This window comes from Nocardioides anomalus, from assembly GCF_011046535.1.
In the GTDB taxonomy this organism is placed as follows: domain Bacteria; phylum Actinomycetota; class Actinomycetes; order Propionibacteriales; family Nocardioidaceae; genus Nocardioides; species Nocardioides anomalus.
This window is the reverse complement of record NZ_CP049257.1, coordinates 3,568,716-3,588,100: the sequence shown is the minus strand read 5'-3', so window position 1 is coordinate 3,588,100 and position 19,385 is coordinate 3,568,716. Positions and strand designations below refer to the sequence as shown.

Genomic DNA, 19,385 nt, shown 5'->3' with positions numbered 1-19,385 from the left:
GAACTCCACCTCGACCGTGCAGCCCTGGCTCAGCGCCGGCGCGGCCGGCTCGAGCGCGAGGACCGACGTACGGCCGCGCAGCAGGTCGGTGGCCATCGCCGCGAGCGGACCGCGGCGCTCGGGCCAGCCGTTGAGGGCGGGGTCGCGCAGGGTGAGGTACGCCGGCGCGTCGGCCCGGGCGAGCTCCTGGAGGTACGCCGTGCGCGCGGCCATCGGCAGCACCACGACCGGCCGCCGGGTCTCGTGGGGCGGGACGACCAGCCACTCGTCGGTGACCGCGGCGGCGGTGCGGGCGGCCAGGTCCAGCGCGGCGTGACGGGCGTCCTCGGGCGTGACGCCGTCGGCCCCGACCGTCGTCGGCGAGGGGGTGGGGGAGCCGGGCGGGCGGCGAGCGCGGCGTACCGCGGGCGGCCCGCGCGGCGCTCGAGCGCGCGCTCGAAGACCTCGACCCACCGCCCGGCGATCCGCGAGGCCTCCCACTCCGCGGCGGTCTCGAGCGCACCGGCGCCGAGCCGGCGGCGCAGCTCGTCGTCGCGCCCGACCCGCAGCAGGGCGGCGGACATGCCGGCGATGGACTCGGGCGCGACCAGCAGGCCGTTGACCTCGTGGCGCACGATCTCGCGCGGCCCGGAGGCGCAGTCGAAGCTGACGCACGGCACGCCGGCGGCCATCGCCTCCTGCATGGTCAGCGGGAAGCCCTCGGCGCGCGAGGTCAGCGCCATGACCGACGCCTTGGCCCACTCGCTGGCCATGTCGGTGGCGGTGCCGGGGAGCTCGACGCGGTCGTAGAGCCCGCGCTTGCGGGTCTCGCGGACCAGGTGCGGGCGCTGGTGGCCCTGGCCGAGGATGCGCAGCCGCCAGCCGGGCAGCTCGTCGGCCACGTCGGCGAAGGCCTGGACCAGCTTGAGGAACTGCTTCTCCATGACCAGCCGGCCCGCGGCCACGATGGTCCGGGAGTCGAGCAGCGAGCGCGGGGCGTGGCCCTGCGGCAGCGCGTTGGGCACCACCACGACCTCGGGCGCGACCGGGCCGAGCTCGGCGCGCAGCCAGTCGCCCATGGCCGTGGTCAGCAGGGCGACGACGTCGGCGCGCGGGGCGTTGACCAGCAGCGGCTCGAGCCCGGACGTGCGCTGGGAGGAGGAGCGGTGCTCCTGGTGGACGACGACGACCTCGTCCGGCACCAGGGCGAGCGCGGTGGCCAGCAGCGCCGGGGTCACGGTGACCAGGACGTCGGTCTGCAGCCCGCGCAGGCCGGCCTCGAGGCCGACGTCGGTGAGCGCGGAGAACTGCTTGTCCCACCGCTCGGGCACCAGGACCGAAGGACGGGCGTGGAGCGCCTCGTCGTGCGACTGGGTCAGGTCGACCAGGAACTCGACCGCCACGCGCTCGTCGATCCAGAACGCAGGCTGCTCGGCCGCCTTGACCACGCTGAGCAGGCGGACCTCGTGGCCCAGGTCGACCAGCGCGTTGGCCTGGGTGAGGGCCGCGCGCTCGGTGCCGCCCAGCTTGTGTGCGGACTGGACGAGGAAGGTGATCCTCACTCGAGCACCCGCAGGGCGAGCAGGCCGTCGGGGTTCCAGCGCAGGCGCACGCCGGGCGGCCCGGTCAGCTCCGGCAGCAGCACCGCGCGGTGCGGGTCGGCGAGGTCGTTGGCCCGGCGGCGCACCCGCACCCAGGACTGCTCGGTGCCGACCGCGAGGCGCAGGACGCCGACGTACCCGGCCGGCAGGTCGTCGACCCCGAGCGTGGTGTCCGGGAGCGTCGCCCGGACCCGGTCGTCGGTGTCGAGCAGGAGCAGGTGGCCGCCCGCACCGACCGGCGCGGCGACGCGCAGGTGCAGCCGCACGTCGCGCAGGTCCACGCCCTCGAGCGTCGCGGAGGCCACGACCTCCTGGCGGTGCAGGCGCAGCGGGCCGTCGCCGGCCAGCTCCCACTGGGTCCGGCCGTCGGGGGAGAGCGGGGTGCGGACCAGCGGGTCGCCGGGCAGCGCGCCGATCTCGACGAGCGCGCCGCCGGCCAGCACGTCGTACGACGCGGCGGTGAGCCCGGACAGGTCGCACGGCGCCGGGCCGAGCTCGGTGGTCCGGCCGGCATCGTCGCGAACCGCGACCGGGCCGTCGACGTCGAGCCAGAGGTGGACGCCGTCGAGGACCGCGGCGTACGTCGCCGTCGTGGCCTCGCCGCGGCGCCTGAGCAGCCTCATCCAGACCCGCCTAGATCAGCGAGGCGCCCTCGCCGCCGCCGGCCTGCTCGTCGAAGTTCTCCTGCTCCATCAGGTGCAGGACGGGCACGTCGAGGTGGCGGCGGGCCTTGGAGGTCCAGTCGAGGCGGAGCAGCTCGGCCACGAAGTGCTCCTCGGTGAGGATGATGGCCTCGCGGCCGTCGACCTCCTTGATCTTGGCGCCGAGCGCGTCGACCGGGTCGCCCGCGACCAGCTCGCCGGTGGTCGTGCGGCCCGTGGCCTGGAGCACCGCGATCGCGTTGGCCAGCTCCCTCTCGGTCTCCTCGCGCGCCTCCTCGACGATCTCCTGCGGGTCGATGTCGGTCAGCGGCATCGGCCGCCCCGGCACCAGGTCCGGCGACAGGTCGCCGCTCGCCCCGAGCGCCGCCTGGACGCGCGCCGCGCCGTCGCTCGTCGGCATGAGCACGTGGTAGGCCACCGGCTCCTCGATGCCCTCGTGCAGGGAGTGGATGCGTGCCGCATCGTCGGGGGTGAGGTTCTCCTCGACGAGCAGGACCACGTTGTAGGAGTCAGCCACGCGGGAAGCCTAGTGCCCGCCGCTGAGGACCTCGCCGAGGTCGTAGGAGACGACCTCCTCCAGCTGGGCGTAGCCGCACGACTCCGGGTCGCGGTCCGGGCGCCAGCGCTTGAACTGCGCGGTGTGCCGGAACCGCCGGCCCTCCATGTGCTCGTAGCCGACCTCGACCACCCGCTCCGGGCGCAGCGGCACGAAGGACAGGTCCTTGCCCTGGCTCCACCGGCTCTGCGTGCCCGGCACCCGGTCGGGGTTGGCGGTGAGGAACTCGTTCCACCGGCCCCACGGGTGGTCCTGGATGTCGCAGACCAGCGGCTGGAGCTCGTCGTGGAGCTCCGCGCGGCGCTTCTCGGTGAAGCTCGCGCTCACCCCGATGTGCTGGAGCTGGCCCTCGTCGTCGTACAGCCCGAGCAGCAGGCTGCCCAGCAACCGCCGCTCCGGCGTGGAGTTCTTGTGCTCGCGGTAGCCCGCCACCACCACGTCCGCCGTCCGCGCGTGCTTGATCTTGAGCATGACGCGGGCGTTCTGCTGGTACGGCGCGTCCAGCGGCTTGGCCACCACCCCGTCCAGCCCGGCGCCCTCGAACTGCTCGAACCACCGGTCGGCCTCCGCCGGGTCGTCGGTCGTCCGCGTCAGGTAGCACGGACCCTCCGCCCCCAGCCCGCCCAGCGCCTCCTCCAGCGCCGCCCGGCGCTCGTGGAGCGGGCGGTCGGCGTACGACTCGTCGCCGAGGGCCAGCAGGTCGAAGGCCACGAACCCCGCCGGCGTCTTCTCGCTCAGCATGTCCACCCTGCTCTTCGCGGGGTGGATCCGCTCCTGGAGGACCTCGAACTCCAGCCGGTCGCCCACCGCCACGAAGACCTCCCCGTCCAGCACGATGCGCTCCGGCAGCTGGCGCTTGATCGCCTCGACCAGGTCAGGGAAGTAGCGCGTCAGCGGCTTGGTGTTGCGCGACGTCAGCTCCACCTCGTCGCCGTCGCGGAACACGATGCACCGGAACCCGTCCCACTTCGGCTCGAACAGCAGTCCCTCCTGGGTCGGCACGCCCTTCACCGACTTGGCGAGCATCGGCTGCACCGGCGGCATCACGGGTAGGTCCACAGCAGAAACCTAGCGTCGGGCGCCGACCCCCTACCCTGAGAGCAGACGATCCCCGGTTGGTCTGGCGGGCTTGTGGGTGCTGCCCCGCCTGGCGGGCCTTGGCCTGGGCACACGATCCCCGGTTGGTCTGGGCTGGGCACACGATCCCGGTTGGTCTGCCGGGCTTGTGGGTGCTGCCCCGCCTGGCGGGCCTTAGCCTGGGCACACGATCCCCGGTTGGTCTGCCGGCAGGGCCCGCCTGACTTTGAATCAGGACAAGCGACGTAGGTTCGACTCCTACCCGGGGAGCCACAGCGGCACGGTCCGCTAGCGTCGCCGGGTGCCTGTCGAGCTGGTCCGAGCCGCCGCCCTGACCGACGAGGTCCCGTACGCCTACGGCGCGATCGCGCGCGGGCTGCTCTTCACGGCGGGTGCGTGCCCGCTGGACGCCGGTGGCGAGGTCGCCCACGTCGGCGACGTGGCGGCGCAGGCCGCCCTGGTCATGGACAACCTGGTCGAGGCGCTGACCGCGGCCGGGTGCGGGTTGAGCGACGTCGTGAAGTCGACGGTGTACGTCGCCAGCGCGGACCGCGAGGACCTGGTGTCGGCCTGGCACGTGGTGCGCGAGCGGTTCGGGGAGCACGACGCCCCGAGCACGCTGCTCGGGGTCGCGGCACTGGGCTTCGAGGGCCAGCTCGTCGAGGTCGAGGCCGTCGCGGTCCTGCCCTGACCCGGGACGGGACCGCCGCGCAGCCTCACCCGCCGGCCGTGCCCAGAGGCAGCGTCGGCGCGGGCAGCGCGCGGGGGTAGGACGTCGCGGCCACTGCGGCACCGACCGATCCGCAGACCACGACGCACCAGTACGCCGCGTGGAAGCGGTCGACGGCCGGGCCCGCCGCTGAGGCCAACACCGACGACACCGCGGCGACGCCGAGGACGCCACCGATCTCGCGCACCGTCTCGAGCACGCCCGAGGCCACCCCCGTCGACGCCTCGGCCACCTGCGAGAGCGCGCCGATCTGCGCTGCCGGCGCGGCGAGGCCGCCCCCGACGCCCGCCAGCAGGAGGGCGGGGAGCAGGTCGGACGCGTACGCCCCGTCGGACGGCACCCGGGTGAGGAGGTACGCCGCGGCGGCGAGGAGGAGCTGGCCGGCCACCAGCAGCCGGGCGACTCCGAGGACCTGCACCAGGCGCGCGCCGGTGAGCGCGGCGGCGACGAACGAGACGAGCGTGGTGGCCAGCCACCCGAGGCCGGTGCGAGTGGGGGTGTAGGCGAACACCTCCTGCATGAGCAGCGAGCCCAGGAAGATGAAGGCGAACAGCGCGGCGAACGCGAAGAGCGCGGCGGTGCTGGCGGTGACCAGCGAGCGGTTGCGCCTGAGCGCGGCCGGCACCAGGGGTGCCTGCGACCGGGCCTCGACGACGACGAAGCAGCCCAGGAGCACCACCGCGGCCGACAGGGAGGCGAGGGACGGTCCGGAGGACCAGCCGACCTCGGCGCCCCGCGACAGCCCCAGCACCAGGAGCAGCAGCGCACCGGTCACGGTCGCGGCCCCGAGCAGGTCGAGGTCCGCGCTGCTCCGACGGCGCCCCTGGCGGGCCAGCAGCCGGCTCGTCATGGCGATGAGGACGAGCCCGACCGGCACGTTGATGAGGAACACCGCCCGCCAGCCCAGCCCGTCGGACAGCAGCCCGCTCGCCAGCACGCCGACCGACGCCGAGATGCCGGTGACGGCGCCGAACAGTCCGAACGCCCGGTTGCGGGCCGGTCCCGCCTCGAAGGTGACCGCGATCGTGGCCAGCGCCGCCGGCGGGATGAGCGCGGCGCCGAGACCCTGCAGCGCCCGGGCCGCGATGAGGAGCCCGACGGTGTCGACCGCGCCGGCCAGGGCCGAGGCGCCGGTGAAGGCGAGCAGTCCGGTGAGCAGGACGGCCCGCCGGCCGAGCAGGTCCGCGAGCCGGCCGCCGAGCAGCAGGCAGCCGCCGAGCGGTAGGCCGTAGGCGATCACGACCCAGGCGAGGGTGCCCTGGTCGACGGCCAGGTCGGCCTGGATCGAGGGCAGCGCGACGTTCACGATGGCCACGTCGAGGATGACCATGAACTGCGCGAGACAGGCCAGGGCCAGGACCCCGCCACGGCCGCCCCCGGCCGCGGGGCTCGGCCCGCTCACGCCGGCACCGCCGCGACCCGGTAGCGCAGCCGCACGAGCTCCTGGCCGATCCGTTCGGAGCCCAGCAGGCGCAGGTCCGACCCCGCGGCCAGGTCGGTGACGAGCCGCCCACCGCCCCCGGCCAGCGCCGGGAACACGATGAGCCGGACCTCGTCGACGAGGCCGGCCGCGAGGAGGGCCGTCACCAGCCGGTAGCTCGCGTAGAGCGCGATGTCGCCGTCCACCGACGCCTTCAGCTCGGCCACCCGGGCGAGCACGTCGCCGGACAGCTCGGTGGTCGGCCCCCAGTCGGTGCGCCCGGGCGTGGTCCGCACGACGTACTTGGGCGTGGCGTTGAACCTGGCGGCCTGCTCGCCGTCGCGTCCGACCCAGCGCCGGGCGAACCACTCGTAGGTGCGGCCCCCGATGAGGTAGGCCGCCATCTCGGTGGCCTCGGCGTGGACGGTGGCGGCCCAGGCCGCGCGGTCCTCCTCGGTGACCCGGAGGAACCAGCCTCCGCCCGGTCGGCCCTCGTCCCCGGCCGGGTCGTCGGTCACTCCGTCCAGGGTCATGTTGGTGCTGACGACGATGCGTCCCATGTCTCGTGCTCCTCGCTCGTGGTCCCGATATCGGGCCCGGTGGTGGTCTCGGAGGGGTAGACACCGAGCACCGGGTCGAACTGGGCGGGCGCGGACCGCCCAGTTCGCCGACCCGGCGGGGTCTGTAGAGGTGATGGACACCTCTGACCTGCCCCCAGCAGCCGACCCTGAGCAGCTCCTCGCCCGTGCGCGGGCCGGCGACGGCGCGGCGTTCGACGCGCTCGTGGCGCCGTACCGCACCGAGCTCCTGGCGCACTGCTACCGGATGCTCGGCTCGTTCCAGGACGCCGAGGACGCCCTGCAGGAGTCGCTGCTGTCGGCGTGGAGCGGGCTGGGCGGCTTCCAGCAGCGGGCGTCGCTGCGCACCTGGCTCTACCAGGTGACGACCAACCGGTGCCTGAACGTGCGCCGGGCGACCCAGCGTCGCCGCGCGAAGGAGTGGGACGTGCCCGGACTGCAGCCGCCCTCGCCGTCCCGGTCCGACGAGGTGGTGTGGCTCGAGCCCCTGCCGCCGTGGGTCACCGACAGCCTGACCGCCGCCGCTCCCGACGTGCTGCACGAGGCCCGCGAGTCGGTTTCGCTGGCCTTCGTCACCGCCCTCCAGCGGCTCCCTCCGCGCCAGGTGGCCGTGCTCGTGCTGCGCGACGTGCTGGGATTCCCGGCGGCGGAGGTGGCGGCCATGCTCGCGACCAGCGTCGAGTCGGTCACCAGCGCGCTCAAGCGCGCTCGTGCCGGGATGCGGTCGGCCTCGCGCGACGTCGCCCCAGAGCCCGGCTCCGCCGCCGAGGAGGCGGTCACCGCGAGGTTCGCGCGGGCCTATGAGGCCGGTGACGTCGACGCCCTCGTGGCCATGCTGACCGACGACGTGTTCGTGACGATGCCGCCGATGCCGCTGGAGTACGAGGGGCGCGACCTGTGCGGGGAGTTCCTCGCGCTCTTCTTCGCGGCGGGCCGCCGCTACCGGATGGTGCCGACCCGCGCCAACGGGCAGCCGGCGTTCGGGATGTACCTCCGCGGTGCGGACGGCTCGGCCCACGCCAGCGGCTTCCTCGTCCTCGGCTTGGAGGGCGCAGCGGTCAGCCGCCTGACGCGCTTCGAGACGGGCGTGCTCTCGTGGTTCGGCCTGCCGCGCACGCTCGCACCGCCCCCGTGAGGCGGCTCAGCGCTGACCGGCGGCCGCGCAGAGGATGAGCAGGCAGACCGCGGACGTGACCCACGCGGACGCGACCAGGATGCGCATCAACACGCGCTGCCCCCCTCGACCCGATGACGAGCGGCACTCTAGCCAGGAGATGAAGAACTCTTCAACTGTTCAGGCGAACAGGTCTGCGCCAGCGCAGCAGCACCGGCCCGGCCACGAGGCACTCGTGGGCGGCCGGAGGTCGCCGTAGAGTGCCGGGGTGCCCGCTGGTGACCTGACCGTGATCGTCCTGGCCGCCGGCGGTGGCACTCGCATGAAGTCCAAGACGATGAAGGTCCTGCACCCGGTGGCCGGGCGGAGCATGGTCGGGCACGTGCTGGCGGCGGTGCAGGGGGTCGGCCCGCGGCGGATCGTGGCGGTGGTGGGCCACCAGCGCGAGCAGGTGGGCCCGCACATCCAGGCGCTGGTGCCGGACGCGGTGCTGGCGGTCCAGGAGGAGCAGCGCGGGACGGGGCACGCGGTGCGGGTCGCGGTCGAGGCGGTGGCGCAGGAGGCGCTGAGCGGCACCGTCCTGGTGGCGTACGGCGACACCCCGCTGCTGGAGAGCGAGAGCCTGCGCCGGTTCGCCGAGGAGCACGAGGCGGCGCAGCGGGCGGTGAGCATCCTGAGCGGGCTGGTGGAGCGGCCGACCGGCTACGGGCGCGTGCTGCGGGGCGACGACGGCGAGGTCGAGGGCATCGTCGAGGAGAAGGACGCGACCGAGGAGCAGCGGGCGATCCGCGAGATCAACTCGGGGATCCTGGCCTTCGACGCGGCGTTCCTGCTCGACGCCCTGCCGCGGCTGTCCAACGACAACGCCAAGGGCGAGTACTACCTCACCGACACCGTCCAGCTCGCGCGGGCGGCGGGTCTGCACGTCGGGGCGCACACCATCGATGACGTCGAGCAGACCGAGGGCGTCAACGACCGCGAGCAGCTGGCGCGGACCGGCCGGGTGATGAACGACCGGATCGTGAGCCGCTGGATGCGCGAGGGCGTGACGGTGATGGACCCGGCGACCACGTGGATCGACGCCGACGTGGTGCTCGAGCCGGACGTGACGCTGCTGCCCGGCGTCCAGTTGCTCGGCGCGACGGTCGTGGCCGAGGACGCGGTGGTGGGGCCGGACAGCACGCTCAAGGACTGCGAGATCGGCCGCGGCGCCCGGGTCGTGCGCGCCCACGGCGAGCTCGCCGTGATCGGGGCGGAGGCGACGGTCGGCCCGTTCTCCTACCTGCGCCCCGGGACCCAGCTCGGCGTGCGCGGCAAGATCGGCGCATTCGTGGAGACCAAGAACGCCCAGATCGGCGAGGGCGCCAAGGTCCCGCACCTGTCCTACGTCGGCGACGCCGAGATCGGCGAGGGCACCAACATCGGGGCGGGCACGATCTTCGCCAACTACGACGGGGTCGCCAAGCACCGCACCAAGGTCGGCCGGCACGCCCGCACCGGCTCCAACAACACCTTCGTGGCGCCGGTGGAGATCGGCGACGGCGCGGGTACGGCGGGCGGCTCGGTGATCCGCCGCGACGTGCCGCCGGGCGCGCTGGCCGTCAGCAGCGGCCCCCAGCGCAACCTCGAGGAGTGGGCCCTGCAGAAGCGGGCCGGGACCGAGCAGGCGGACGCCGCGGCGGCCGCGCTCGGGGCCGTGGAAGAATCGGACTAGCCGCCCCCTCCGAGCCCCGGGAGACACGTTCGTGACAGGGATGAAGAGGACCACCGAGAAGAACCTCATGGTCTTCAGCGGCCGGGCGCACCCCCAGCTCGCCGACGAGGTCGCCGCGCTGCTCGGCACCGACCTGGTCCCGCAGTCGGCCTACGAGTTCGCCAACTCCGAGATCTACGTGCGCTACGAGGAGTCGGTGCGCGGCTGCGACGCCTTCGTGATCCAGAGCCACACCGCGCCGATCAACGAGTGGATCATGGAGCACCTGATCATGGTCGACGCGCTCAAGCGCGCCTCGGCCAAGCGGATCACGGTGGTCATGCCGTTCTACGGCTACGCGCGCCAGGACAAGAAGCACCGCGGCCGCGAGCCCATCTCGGCCCGGCTCATGGCCGACCTGTTCAAGACCGCGGGCGCGGACCGGCTGATCACCGTCGACCTGCACGCCGACCAGATCCAGGGCTTCTTCGACGGCCCCGTGGACCACCTCATGGCGCTGCCGATCCTGGCCGACCACGTCAAGGAGAAGTACGGCGACCAGTCGCTCGCCGTCGTCTCGCCCGACGCCGGCCGGATCAAGGTGGCCGAGCGCTGGTCGAGCCGGCTGGGCGGCGTACCCCTGGCCTTCATCCACAAGACCCGCAACATCGACCGGCCCAACGAGACCGTGGCGAACCGCGTCGTCGGCGCGGTCAGCGGCCGGCTCTGCGTGCTGGTCGACGACATGATCGACACCGGCGGCACCATCACCAAGGCCGCCGAGGCACTCATGGCCGAGGGCGCCGCGGGCGTGGTCATCGCCGCGACCCACGCGATCCTGTCCGACCCCGCCGTCGACCGGCTCAAGAACTGCCCGGTCGAGGAGGTCGTGGTCACCAACACGCTGCCGCTGACGCCCGAGCGCGAGTTCGACAAGCTGACCCAGCTCTCCATCGCCCCGCTCGTCGCGCGCGCCATCCGCGAGGTCTTCGAGGACGGCTCGGTCACCAGCATGTTCGACGGGCACGCCTGAGCCCTCGTAGGCTGGGCCCGGCGCACCAGGGCGCCTCCGGTCCGCGGGCAGGGCAGAGCCCACCTGAGCACCATCGCTGATCCTCACACCCACCTCCTTCGCCTGGCGCCGCGGACCGCCGGGCCGCGAAGGAGGTCCTCGTGACCACACCCCTCCCCGAGCGGCCGGACGCCCGCTGGCTGCGCAAGCGGGCCAAGGACGTGCGCCGCGCGAACCCGGGCTGGTCGCTCATGACCGCCCAGCTGCACCTCGCCCGTGAGCACGGCTTCCCCAGCTGGCCCAAACTCGTCGCCCACGTCGAGCGGCTGCGCGGGACGAGCCGCCCCGACGAGGTGCCCGAGCAGGCCGACCCGGCCGCGGAGTTCCTGCGGCTCGCCTGCCTGACCTACGGCGCCGACGACCCCGCCCGCTGGGCCCGCGCCGCGGCGCTGGCGGTCGCGACCGAGGACGTCTGGGGCGCCGCGGCCCGCTGCAACGCCGCCGCGCTGCGTCGGCTCCTCGCGGGGAACCGGAAGCTCGCCTCCCGCGAGGGCGGGCCCTTCGGCTGGCCGCCGCTGCTCTACCTGGCCTTCGCCCGGCACGACCCGCACGTGAGCGCCGACGCGGTCCGCGACGCGGTCCTGGCGCTGCGGGAGGCCGGGGCCGACGTCGACGCCCGCTACTGGTGGCACGGGCTCGAGCCGCCGTTCACCGCGCTCACCGGCGCCTTCGGCGGCGGCGAGCAGAGCCAGCCGCCCCACCCGCAGGCCGACGCCCTGGCGCGGGTGCTCCTCGACGAAGGTGCGGACCCGAACGACGGGCAGGCCCTGTACAACCGGATGTTCACCCCCGACGACAGCCACCTCGAGCTGCTGCTGGAGTACGGACTCGACGACCCCGAGCTGCTCCGCGACCAGCTCGGCTGGGCGGTGCTGCACGGCTTCGACGACCGCGTGCGGCTGCTCGTGGCGCACGGCGTCGACCCGGACACCGAGGTGGGCGGCGGCTACGGCGTACCCCGCCAGCCGGCCGTGACCGCCGCCGCCGAGGCCGGCCACGCCGGGACCGCGGCGCTGCTGCGCGAGCTCGGGGCGCGGCCCGCGCCGACGTCTGTGGTCGCCGCGGTGCTGGCCGGCGACCCCGTCGACCCGGCCCAGGTGCCCGCCGCCATCGCCGCCCGCCCCGGCCTGGTCGCGTGGGCCGCGGCCGCCGGCAACCCCGACGCGGTCCGCCGCGCGGTGGCCCTCGGCTGGGACGTCGACCGGCGCGCGCGCACCGACGTGCCGTCGGACGAGGAGTGGGAGACCGGGCTGCACGCCGCGGCCATGAACGGCGACCGGGCCATGGTCGAGCTGCTGCTGTCCCTGGGCGCGGACCCGACCGTCGTCGACCACCGCTTCGGCGGCACCCCGGCGCAGTGGGCCGCCCACGGCGGGCACCCGGAGCTCGAGGCGCTGCTCAGCGACCGTTCTGGCTGAAGTGCTGGTAGTCCTTGAGCGACTGCCAGTCCCCACCCCACTCCCAGCCGATCCGGGCGAACGCCGCGACGACCGCGTCGGTGAGCATGCCCGGGCGCTGCCGGTCGCGCTCGAGGTACGCCGACGCCAGCTCGGGCAGCACCAGGTCCCCCTTGAGGTAGGGGTTCTGGAACGGGTTGACGTCGATCGCCAGGCCGTAGGCGTGCTGGCTGAACGTCGTGGTCGAGCCGGTGCTCGGCCGGCACACGAACGCACCCGTGTCGTTGCCGTCGCCGGTCGGCTCGGCGTCCAGCTCGGCGCGGGGGGTGATGCGCAGCTCCTCGAGCGGGAAGCGGTCGCGGTAGAGCGTGCGGAACACCCCGACCAGGTCGTCAGCCACGGACGCGTGGACCAGCAGCTCGCCGGTGTGGCGCTGGTCGTCGAAGCCCCAGAAGCTCAGGCGCACCCAGCTCAGGTCCGCCGCCGCTACCGGACAGCCCGGCTCCCACGTCGACCGGGCCAGCACGTCGGCCGGGGCCCGCTCGACGCGCGCGGCGAAGCCGTCGCCGGGCAGAGGTGCGAGGGTGTCGGGCACGGTGAAGCGCCGGGGGTCCAGGGCCCGCGGCGTGGGCCGGACCTCGCCGTACCCGTCGGGGCGGCGTGGCAGGGGGCGGGTGCCGAGCCAGGGCGGGGGTGTGGTGCCGGGCGCCGGCGGGGGTTGTGGAGAGCTGGTGGCCGTCTGGTCGGGATACCCGGGTACCCGGGTATCCCTGGCGCCGAGCGAGGCGGGGGAGGCCGAAGGGGCCGGAGTGGTGGACGGCTGCTGGCTGGTGCAGGCGCACAGGGCCACGGCGAGGACCGGCCTAGCGACGGTCATCCACAGCGTCCTCCCACTCCCGCCGCAGCACCGCCGGCACGTCGCCCGCGAGCGCCGCACGGACCAGGCCGAGCTGGTCGTCGGTGAGGTGCAGGGCAGGGAAGGCCCGGCCCACCTCCTGGGCGAAGGCGGTCCCGCGCCGGGCCAGCCGGGGCCCGGCGTCGACGTACGCCGCCACGTGCGGCGCGACCAGGTCGGGGTGCTCGGGCGACCACAGCCCGTGGGCCAGCGCCGTGAAGCGGCGGTTGGAGACGTCGCGGTCCTCGCTCATGGCGGCCCAGGCCTCGGCCTTGGCCTCGGCGGTGGGCCGGGCGGCCAGAGCCGTCGCGGCGCCGAGATCGCCCTCGTCGGTGCCGTCGCGCCGGCGCTCGGCCTCGATCTCGTCGGCGGTGAGCTCGCCCAGCGCGGCCAACCGGGCCACCGCGGCCCAGTGCAGCCGCGGGTCGTCGTCGGTGGGCAGCGCGCGCAGCTCGGCGGCGTCGCGCGAGGTGGCGGCCAGGGCGTGCCGCAGGGCGCGGGACCGCTGCTCGTCTCGACTGTCGGCCAGCCCGGCCCGGCACGCCTCGGCGACCCGGGCGAAGGCCGCGGGCACGTCGGCGGCGGGGACGCGCTCCGGCAGGACGCGGGTCAGCACCCGGCGGGTCACGGCCTCGACCAGGGTCGGGTGCGCCTCGTGCGGCAGGTGCCGGGCGAGGAGCTCCAGGACGTCGGGCCGGTCGTAGGTCAGCGTCCAGAGCAGCCCGCGCTGCAGATCGTCGGGGACGTCGCTCAGCCGCTCGGCCACCGCGGCCCAGGACAGGTCGTCGAGCACGACCCGCGCGAAGGTCTCGCCGGTGGCGTTGGGCACCACCACGAGCCCGGCGAGGTCGGGGAGCGGCACCGGCTCGGCGCCGAGGTCGACCCAGACGTCGCCGACCGGCGTCATGGCCGCGGAGTACGCCGCGACCCGCAGCCGGTGCGGCCGGCTCCCGTCGCGGACGAGCACGGGCACGTCGCCGGACCGCTCCACGGTGACGGTGTCGAAGCCCGCGGTGCGCAGCCACACCTGCGACCACGACCGCACGTCGAGCGGCGAGGCCGCGTCGAGCGCGCCGATGAGGTCGTCGAGCGTGGCGTTGCCGAAGCGGTGCGCACTCAGGTGGGCGTTGACCCCGGCGAGGAAGGCGTCGGGGCCGAGCCAGGTCACCAGCTGCCGGAGGGCCGCGTTGCCCTTGGCGTAGGAGATCGCGTCGAAGTTGTTGGTGCCGGCGTCGACGTCGGGCACGTCCTCCGCCCGCGGCGCGACGGGGTGGGAGGAGCGGCGCCGGTCGGCGTCGTACCCGCCGGGCTTCTGTCGGGTCTCGAAGCTGATCCGCGCGCCCGGGAAGCCGGCCACCGTCTCGGCCACCTCGAAGCCCATGTAGTCGGCGAACGACTCGTTGAGCCAGATGTCCTCCCACCAGGTCTGGCTGACCAGGTCGCCGAACCACATGTGCGACATCTCGTGCGCGATGACCATCGCGCGCAGCCGCCGGTCCTCGTCGGTCGGCCGGCCGCGGCCGAGCATCTCGTCGCGGAAGGTGACGCAGCCGGGGTTCTCCATCGCGCCCCAGTTGAGGCCGGGCACGAAGACCTGGTGGTACGACGCGAACGGGAACGGCTCGTCGAAGAGCTCGGCGTAGTGGTCGAAGCAGAGCCCGGTCACCCGCCGCAGCTCCTCGGCGTCGCGCTCGAGCGGGCCGGCCAGCGACGCCCGGGCGTGCCAGCCCATCGGCACGCCGCCGTGCTCCCAGGTCACCGAGTGCCACGGCCCCGCGCACACCGTGAACAGGTCGACGGGGACCGGCGGCGTGGGGTCGAAGCGCCACGTGCCGGCACCGGACTCGGCGAGCGGCCCGTTGGCCAGCACCGTCCAGGCCGCCGGCGCGGTGACGCTCAGCGCGATCGGCGCCTTGAGGTCGACCTGGTCGAAGCAGGCGAAGACCTTCTGGGTGACGTCCACGCCGACGTACGCCGCGACGTACCGCTCGCCGTCGGCCGGGTCGGTGAAGGCCTGCATCCCCTGGCCGTCGGTGACGTAGGCCAGTCGCGCGTCGACCACGACCTCGTGCCGGCCGGCGCTCAGGCCGGTGAGGCCGATCCGGTGGCCGTCGTACGCCGGGTCGGCGGGTGCGCCGTCGACAGTGACGCTGAGCGAGCGGGCGTCGTGGAGCTCGAGGAAGGTGTCGCCCCCGGTGCTCGCGAACCGCACCGAGACCCGGCTCCGGAACGTCGCTGCGTAGTCCGGGGCCTCGGTCAGGTCGAGCTCGAGGCCGTAGGAGACGTCGGACAGCTGCGCGGCCCGGAGGCGGGCCTCGGTGAGGGTGAGCGAGGGCACGCGCCCACGCTACGGGCGAGTGGCGTCAGGCCCAGGCGAGCGCGTCGTCCTCGTGGATGCGGGGGAGCCGGTCGAACCACGGGTCGACGCCCGGGTGGCCGATGTTCACGACGAGGTGGCTGCGCCACGACGTGCCGGCGAAGAACTCCTCGTCCACGCCCGCGCTGTCGAAGCCGCCCATCGGCCCGGCGGCCAGGCCGTGGGCGCGGACGGCGAGGAAGAAGACGCCGGAGGCGAGCGCGGCGGAGTACTTCGCGACCTGCTCGCGCGACTCGCCGGGCATGCCGCCGAAGTTCTCGCGCATGGCCTCGCCGCGGGCCGGGAAGGTGGTCGGGAAGTGCTCGTGGAAGTCGGCGTCGTAGGCCAGCACGGCCACGACCGGCGCGCTGAGCGCCTTGGCCCGGTTGCCCTCGCTGAGGTGCGGGACCAGCCGCTCCTTGGCCTCCTGGGTGCGCACGAACAGCACCCGCAGCGGCTGGCTGTTGGCCATGGTCGGGGCGAACCGGGCCAGCTCCCAGATGCCGCGCAGCTCCTCGTCGGTGACGGGCTCGTCGGAGAACGAGTTGGCGGTGCGGGCGTCGGTGAACAGCAGCCCACGCGCGGTGTCGTCGAGCTGCTCGGTGAAGGTGGTGGTCATGCGTAGTACTACGAAAACAGGAGCAACATTCTTCCCAGAAGTGCGGGTAGTCTTGATCACGTGACCACCACCCGCCCCGCCGCGCCCGCGGGCGACGCCGTCGAGCACCGGCAGTGCGACGGCGCGCTGGTGCGCGCCTTCGGGTTCCTGGGCAAGCGGTGGAACGGCATGCTGCTGGCGGTGCTGGGACAGGGACCCGCGGGGTTCGCCGAGCTCAAGCGTGCCCTCGGGATCAGCGACTCGGTCCTCTCCGACCGGTTGGCCGAGCTCGCGGGCGCCGACCTGGTGGCCCGCACCGTCGTAGCCGGCCCGCCGCTGTCGGTGACCTACGCGCTGACCGACGCCGGCGAGGCGCTGCTGCCGGCCCTGCGGGCCCTCGGCGACTGGGCCCGGGTCAACCTCACCGACGAGCGGTGCGCCGGGCTGCGCTGATTGGCCGCGCGCGGCCGGCCGCGGCTAGACTCCTTCGGTTGCCTCGGCGAGGGAGACGACTGGTCTCCGTGATCGACAGGGCGGTGCACCTCCGGGCGCGCCTCCGCGGTCCGCGTCGAGGCCCCTGACCACACACCGGACGAGGAGCACCACCAGCATGGCCACCGAGAAGATCACCGCCGAGACCCGCACCGAGTTCGGCAAGGGCGCGGCCCGCCGCATCCGTCGCGCCGACAAGATCCCCGCCGTCATCTACGGCCACGGCAACGACCCCATCCACGTGACCCTGCCGGGCCACAGCACGATGATGGCGCTCAAGCACGGCGGCGCCAACGCGCTGCTCGAGCTCGAGGTCGACGGCACCGAGCAGCTCGCGCTGACCAAGGCCGTGCAGATCGACCCCATCCGCCGCCACATCGAGCACATCGACTTCGTGGCCGTGCGCCGCGGCGAGAAGGTCACCGTCGACGTGCCCGTCCAGGTCAACGGCGACGCCGCTCCCGAGACCCTGGTCGTGCTCGAGAACGCCACGGTCTCGCTCGAGGCCGAGGCGACCCACATCCCGGAGTACATCGAGATCTCCGTCGAGGGCCTGCCCGCCGGCACCCAGATCCTGGCCGGCCAGCTCGACCTGCCGTCCGGCTCCACCCTGCTCGTGGACCCCGAGACCCTGGTCGTCAACATCACCGAGCAGGTCAGCGCCGAGGCCCTCGAGGCCGAGCTGGAGGAGGCCGAGGCCGAGGCCGGCATCGAGCGCGACGAGTCCGAGGACACCGAGGGCGGCGACGCCGAGGGTGGCGAGGGCTCGGGCGACGAGGCTGCGGCCGAGGGCGACGCCTCGGAGGAGTGAGCTCCGCAGACGACCCGGGCGCCACGGGGACCGAGCCCTGGGTCGTCGTCGGGCTCGGCAACCCCGGTCCGGCGTACGCCGGGCACCGGCACAACGTGGGCTACCTGGTGGCCGACGAGCTGGTGCGCCGCATCGGCGCGCCGTTCAAGGCCCACAAGGCCAGCCGCACCGAGGTCGCCGAGGGGCGCCTCGGCGTGCCCGGTACGCCCGGGCCGCGGCTGGTCGTGGTGCGCCCGCGCGCGTACATGAACGAGCTTGGCGGGCCGACCAAGGCGGTGCTGTCCTTCTTCGGCGTGCGCCCCGACCGGCTGGTCGCGGTGCACGACGAGCTCGACATCGCCTTCGACACGCTGCGGGTCAAGTTCGGCGGCGGCGACAACGGCCACAACGGGCTGCGCTCGATCCGCGGCTCGCTCGGCACCGGCGACTTCTACCGGGTGCGGGTCGGCGTCGGCCGGCCGCCGGGTCGCCAGGACCCGGCCGACTTCCTGCTGTCGAACTACACCAGCGCCGAGCGCAAGGAGCTGCCGTTCCAGGTGGACAAGGCGGCCGACGCGGTGGAGACGCTGCTGACGCTCGGCCTGGCCGAGACCCAGCAGCGCTTCAACAGCTGACGGGTGCTAGGCCGGCGCCTGCCAGCCCGCCTCGTGCGCGACGCCGACGGCGGCGAGCTGGGAGCTGACCTGGAGCTTGGCCAGGATCGCCTTCACCTGGGTCCGCACGGTGGCCTCCGAGACCACCGACAGCCCGGCGATCTCGCGCACCGCGCGGCCCTTCATGAGGTGGGCCAGGATCTGGCTCTCGCGGGCGCTGAGCGACTCCAGGCGCAGGCGGGCACCGGCCAGCTCGTCGCGGTGACGGTGCCACTCCGCGACCAGCTCGGCGCGCTCGTCCGGCAGCAGCACGGGCAGGCCGAGGTGGATGCGGCGCACGGTCGCGGTGATGTCGTGCAGCGGGCCGCGCTTGGACAGCACGGTGCGTGCGCCGTGGAGCACCGCCCGGCCCCAGCGGGCGCGGTCGGTGGAGCCGGTGACCACGACGACGTGGGTGCCGGCGCGAGCCAAGGGCTCCACGATCCGCGAGGCGTCGCCGAAGCCGCCGAGGTCGAGGTCGAGCAGGACCACGAGCGGCTCGCCGGCCAGGACGTCGTGCACCAGCGTGGTGGGCGCCGACGGCTGGTCCGGGGCGGCGACCCGGCGCACGGCGTATCCCTCCTGGCCGAGGGCGAGCTCGAGGGCCTCGGCGAAGAGCAGGTGGTCCTCGACGATGGTGACCAGGCGGTCAGCTCGCCTGGGCGACGTGCTCACGACGGCTCACCTCCACCGGGGCGGCCGGCAGGTGCAGGGCGAACGTCGCGCCGCGGACGCCCGGTCGCAGCTCGAGGCGCCCGCCCATCTGGTGCGCCAGCTCGGCCGCGGCGTGCAGGCCGATGCCCTGGCCGGGCGAGCCCGGCCGGCTCACGCCCCAGTCGAAGAGGCGCTCGCGCAGCTCCGGCGGCACCCCGGGGCCCTGGTCGCTCACCGTCACGCTCACGCCGGCGCCGGTCGCGTCGGGTGCGACCCGGACGCGGACCCGGCCCGGACCGCCGTGCACCGCGGCGTTCTCCAGCAGCACGTTGACGACCTCGGCCACGTCGTCGCCGCGGGCGAGCGCCCGCAGGCCGGACGGCTCCCAGGTCACCCGGCGCCCGCGCGCCACGTGGGCGAGCACGATCTGGCCGACCACGTCGTCGAGGTCGACCGCGCGGCGGCGCTCGGGGGCGCGCTCGGCCAGCAGCCGCTGCAGTCGCTGGACCTCGGCCTGCACCATCGCCGCGAGGGCGTCGTACCGCTCGGCGGCGATGCCCGCGCTCAGCAGCTGCTGGGCGGAGGCGATGCCGGCCACCGTCGCGTCGATCTCGTGCAGGCGGGCGCGGTCGGCGCGCTGGCCGAGCTCGAGGCGGTCCAGCTCCTCCTGCACGGCGCCGAGCGCGCGGTCGCGGGCCGCGACGGCCCGGCGCAGCAGGACGGCGCTCAGGCCGGTCACGAGCAGGGCGGCGGCCAGCACGGCCGAGGCTACGGACCCGCCCCGGGCGCGCACGACCAGGGCCAGGGCGGCGCCGGCGGGCGCACTGAGGACGACGAGGGTCGTCCCTCGCCAGGTCCAGGCGCCGAGCAGGATGCGCAGCGACTTCATCGGATCCCCCCACAGGCTCCCATGACTCACTCACAGCGGGTGTCGGGCGGAGACCCCCGGAATCCTCGCGACGACGCGCGTCAGACTAGTACCTCAATTGGGGTATGGCCACTAGTCATCTCCTGGCCCGGTGACCAGTCCGTTCGGCCCATCCTCGTGGGGTGTGGCGGACCGCCTAG

Annotated in this window: 19 protein-coding genes and 1 tRNA gene; 9 read left to right on the top strand and 11 right to left on the bottom strand. The window is 74.4% G+C overall.

Annotated elements, in window-relative coordinates:
• Positions 1-29: 29 nt before the first annotated feature.
• The 4 genes from G5V58_RS18040 to G5V58_RS18025 are packed head-to-tail and all read right to left on the bottom strand — an operon-like array spanning position 30 to position 3,857.
• Entirely contained in the window at positions 30-1,541 is a 1,512-nt protein-coding gene (locus G5V58_RS18040; protein ID WP_165235819.1) for a glycosyltransferase, read from the bottom strand.
• Complete coding sequence (locus tag G5V58_RS18035; RefSeq protein ID WP_165235816.1) at positions 1,538-2,203, bottom strand: hypothetical protein; 666 nt, start codon at positions 2,201-2,203, stop codon at positions 1,538-1,540. The genes G5V58_RS18040 and G5V58_RS18035 overlap by 4 nt, the downstream gene beginning before the upstream one ends.
• Before the next feature lie 10 nt (positions 2,204-2,213).
• Positions 2,214-2,759, bottom strand: a complete 546-nt coding sequence (locus tag G5V58_RS18030; protein ID WP_165235813.1) for a hypothetical protein — start codon at positions 2,757-2,759, stop codon at positions 2,214-2,216.
• A gap of 9 nt (positions 2,760-2,768) precedes the next feature.
• Complete coding sequence (locus G5V58_RS18025; RefSeq protein WP_165235810.1) at positions 2,769-3,857, bottom strand: ATP-dependent DNA ligase; 1,089 nt, start codon at positions 3,855-3,857, stop codon at positions 2,769-2,771.
• A gap of 209 nt (positions 3,858-4,066) precedes the next feature.
• Between G5V58_RS18025 and G5V58_RS18020 the strand changes: the two genes are divergently transcribed.
• A tRNA-Gln gene (locus tag G5V58_RS18020) sits at positions 4,067-4,148 on the top strand.
• Between the two features lie 28 nt (positions 4,149-4,176).
• The gene (locus tag G5V58_RS18015; RefSeq protein WP_165235807.1) at positions 4,177-4,566 is read left to right on the top strand and encodes a RidA family protein; all 390 of its coding nucleotides are present in this window, start codon (positions 4,177-4,179) and stop codon (positions 4,564-4,566) included.
• A gap of 25 nt (positions 4,567-4,591) precedes the next feature.
• Here the strand turns inward: G5V58_RS18015 and G5V58_RS18010 are convergent, their stop codons facing one another.
• Together G5V58_RS18010 and G5V58_RS18005 are read right to left on the bottom strand one after the other, a co-directional pair.
• Positions 4,592-6,007, bottom strand: a complete 1,416-nt coding sequence (locus tag G5V58_RS18010; protein WP_165235804.1) for an MFS transporter — start codon at positions 6,005-6,007, stop codon at positions 4,592-4,594.
• The gene (locus tag G5V58_RS18005) at positions 6,004-6,585 is read right to left on the bottom strand and encodes a dihydrofolate reductase family protein (protein ID WP_165235801.1); all 582 of its coding nucleotides are present in this window, start codon (positions 6,583-6,585) and stop codon (positions 6,004-6,006) included. Before G5V58_RS18005 ends, G5V58_RS18010 begins: the two co-directional genes overlap by 4 nt.
• A 133-nt stretch (positions 6,586-6,718) precedes the next feature.
• On the opposite strand from G5V58_RS18005, the gene G5V58_RS18000 reads away from it, so the two are divergent.
• The 4 genes from G5V58_RS18000 to G5V58_RS17985 all read left to right on the top strand — a co-directional run bounded on the left by G5V58_RS18000 (position 6,719) and on the right by G5V58_RS17985 (position 11,900).
• Complete coding sequence (locus tag G5V58_RS18000; RefSeq protein ID WP_165235798.1) at positions 6,719-7,738, top strand: RNA polymerase subunit sigma-70; 1,020 nt, start codon at positions 6,719-6,721, stop codon at positions 7,736-7,738.
• A gap of 247 nt (positions 7,739-7,985) precedes the next feature.
• Entirely contained in the window at positions 7,986-9,431 is a 1,446-nt protein-coding gene (glmU, locus tag G5V58_RS17995) for a bifunctional UDP-N-acetylglucosamine diphosphorylase/glucosamine-1-phosphate N-acetyltransferase GlmU (RefSeq protein WP_329957532.1), read from the top strand.
• A gap of 31 nt (positions 9,432-9,462) precedes the next feature.
• Entirely contained in the window at positions 9,463-10,443 is a 981-nt protein-coding gene (locus G5V58_RS17990; RefSeq protein WP_456237792.1) for a ribose-phosphate diphosphokinase, read from the top strand.
• Between the two features lie 140 nt (positions 10,444-10,583).
• A complete protein-coding gene (locus G5V58_RS17985) occupies positions 10,584-11,900 on the top strand; it encodes an ankyrin repeat domain-containing protein (protein WP_165235792.1) in 1,317 nt (438 codons plus the stop codon).
• On the opposite strand, the gene G5V58_RS17980 is transcribed toward G5V58_RS17985, so the two are convergent.
• The 3 genes from G5V58_RS17980 to G5V58_RS17970 all read right to left on the bottom strand — a co-directional run bounded on the left by G5V58_RS17980 (position 11,881) and on the right by G5V58_RS17970 (position 15,749).
• Positions 11,881-12,474, bottom strand: a complete 594-nt coding sequence (locus G5V58_RS17980; protein WP_230486722.1) for a M15 family metallopeptidase — start codon at positions 12,472-12,474, stop codon at positions 11,881-11,883. The two genes, G5V58_RS17985 and G5V58_RS17980, sit on opposite strands and share 20 nt — an antisense overlap.
• Positions 12,475-12,742: 268 nt before the next feature.
• Complete coding sequence (pepN, locus tag G5V58_RS17975) at positions 12,743-15,112, bottom strand: aminopeptidase N (protein WP_165235786.1); 2,370 nt, start codon at positions 15,110-15,112, stop codon at positions 12,743-12,745.
• Positions 15,113-15,137: 25 nt separating this feature from the next.
• A complete protein-coding gene (locus G5V58_RS17970; protein WP_165235784.1) occupies positions 15,138-15,749 on the bottom strand; it encodes a malonic semialdehyde reductase in 612 nt (203 codons plus the stop codon).
• Positions 15,750-15,809: 60 nt separating this feature from the next.
• Between G5V58_RS17970 and G5V58_RS17965 the strand changes: the two genes are divergently transcribed.
• From G5V58_RS17965 to pth, 3 genes are all read left to right on the top strand, one after another.
• Positions 15,810-16,181: a winged helix-turn-helix transcriptional regulator gene (locus tag G5V58_RS17965; RefSeq protein WP_230486721.1), complete on the top strand. Its 372-nt coding sequence runs from the start codon at positions 15,810-15,812 to the stop codon at positions 16,179-16,181.
• A gap of 157 nt (positions 16,182-16,338) precedes the next feature.
• Positions 16,339-17,031 (top strand): 50S ribosomal protein L25/general stress protein Ctc, encoded by a 693-nt coding sequence (locus G5V58_RS17960; protein ID WP_165235781.1) that lies wholly within the window; start codon positions 16,339-16,341, stop codon positions 17,029-17,031.
• On the top strand, positions 17,028-17,645 hold the full coding sequence (gene pth / locus G5V58_RS17955; protein ID WP_165235778.1) for an aminoacyl-tRNA hydrolase: 618 nt from the start codon (positions 17,028-17,030) through the stop codon (positions 17,643-17,645). The genes G5V58_RS17960 and pth overlap by 4 nt, the downstream gene beginning before the upstream one ends.
• Positions 17,646-17,651: 6 nt before the next feature.
• Here pth and G5V58_RS17950 read toward each other — a convergent pair whose 3' ends face one another.
• Together G5V58_RS17950 and G5V58_RS17945 are read right to left on the bottom strand one after the other, a co-directional pair.
• Entirely contained in the window at positions 17,652-18,338 is a 687-nt protein-coding gene (locus G5V58_RS17950) for a LuxR C-terminal-related transcriptional regulator (protein ID WP_165235775.1), read from the bottom strand.
• On the bottom strand, positions 18,313-19,206 hold the full coding sequence (locus G5V58_RS17945; protein WP_165235772.1) for a sensor histidine kinase: 894 nt from the start codon (positions 19,204-19,206) through the stop codon (positions 18,313-18,315). The genes G5V58_RS17950 and G5V58_RS17945 overlap by 26 nt, the downstream gene beginning before the upstream one ends.
• Positions 19,207-19,385 lie beyond the last annotated feature (179 nt).

Excerpts from the sequence above, each read along its gene's own strand:
- G5V58_RS18035 (WP_165235816.1), bottom strand. The coding sequence starts at position 2,203 with ATGAGGCTGCTCAGGCGCCGCGGCGAGGCCACGACGGCGACGTACGCC.
- G5V58_RS18005 (WP_165235801.1), bottom strand. The coding sequence starts at position 6,585 with ATGGGACGCATCGTCGTCAGCACCAACATGACCCTGGACGGAGTGACC.
- G5V58_RS18000 (WP_165235798.1), top strand. The coding sequence starts at position 6,719 with ATGGACACCTCTGACCTGCCCCCAGCAGCCGACCCTGAGCAGCTCCTC.
- G5V58_RS17970 (WP_165235784.1), bottom strand. The coding sequence starts at position 15,749 with ATGACCACCACCTTCACCGAGCAGCTCGACGACACCGCGCGTGGGCTG.
- G5V58_RS17960 (WP_165235781.1), top strand. The coding sequence starts at position 16,339 with ATGGCCACCGAGAAGATCACCGCCGAGACCCGCACCGAGTTCGGCAAG.
- G5V58_RS17945 (WP_165235772.1), bottom strand. The coding sequence starts at position 19,206 with ATGAAGTCGCTGCGCATCCTGCTCGGCGCCTGGACCTGGCGAGGGACG.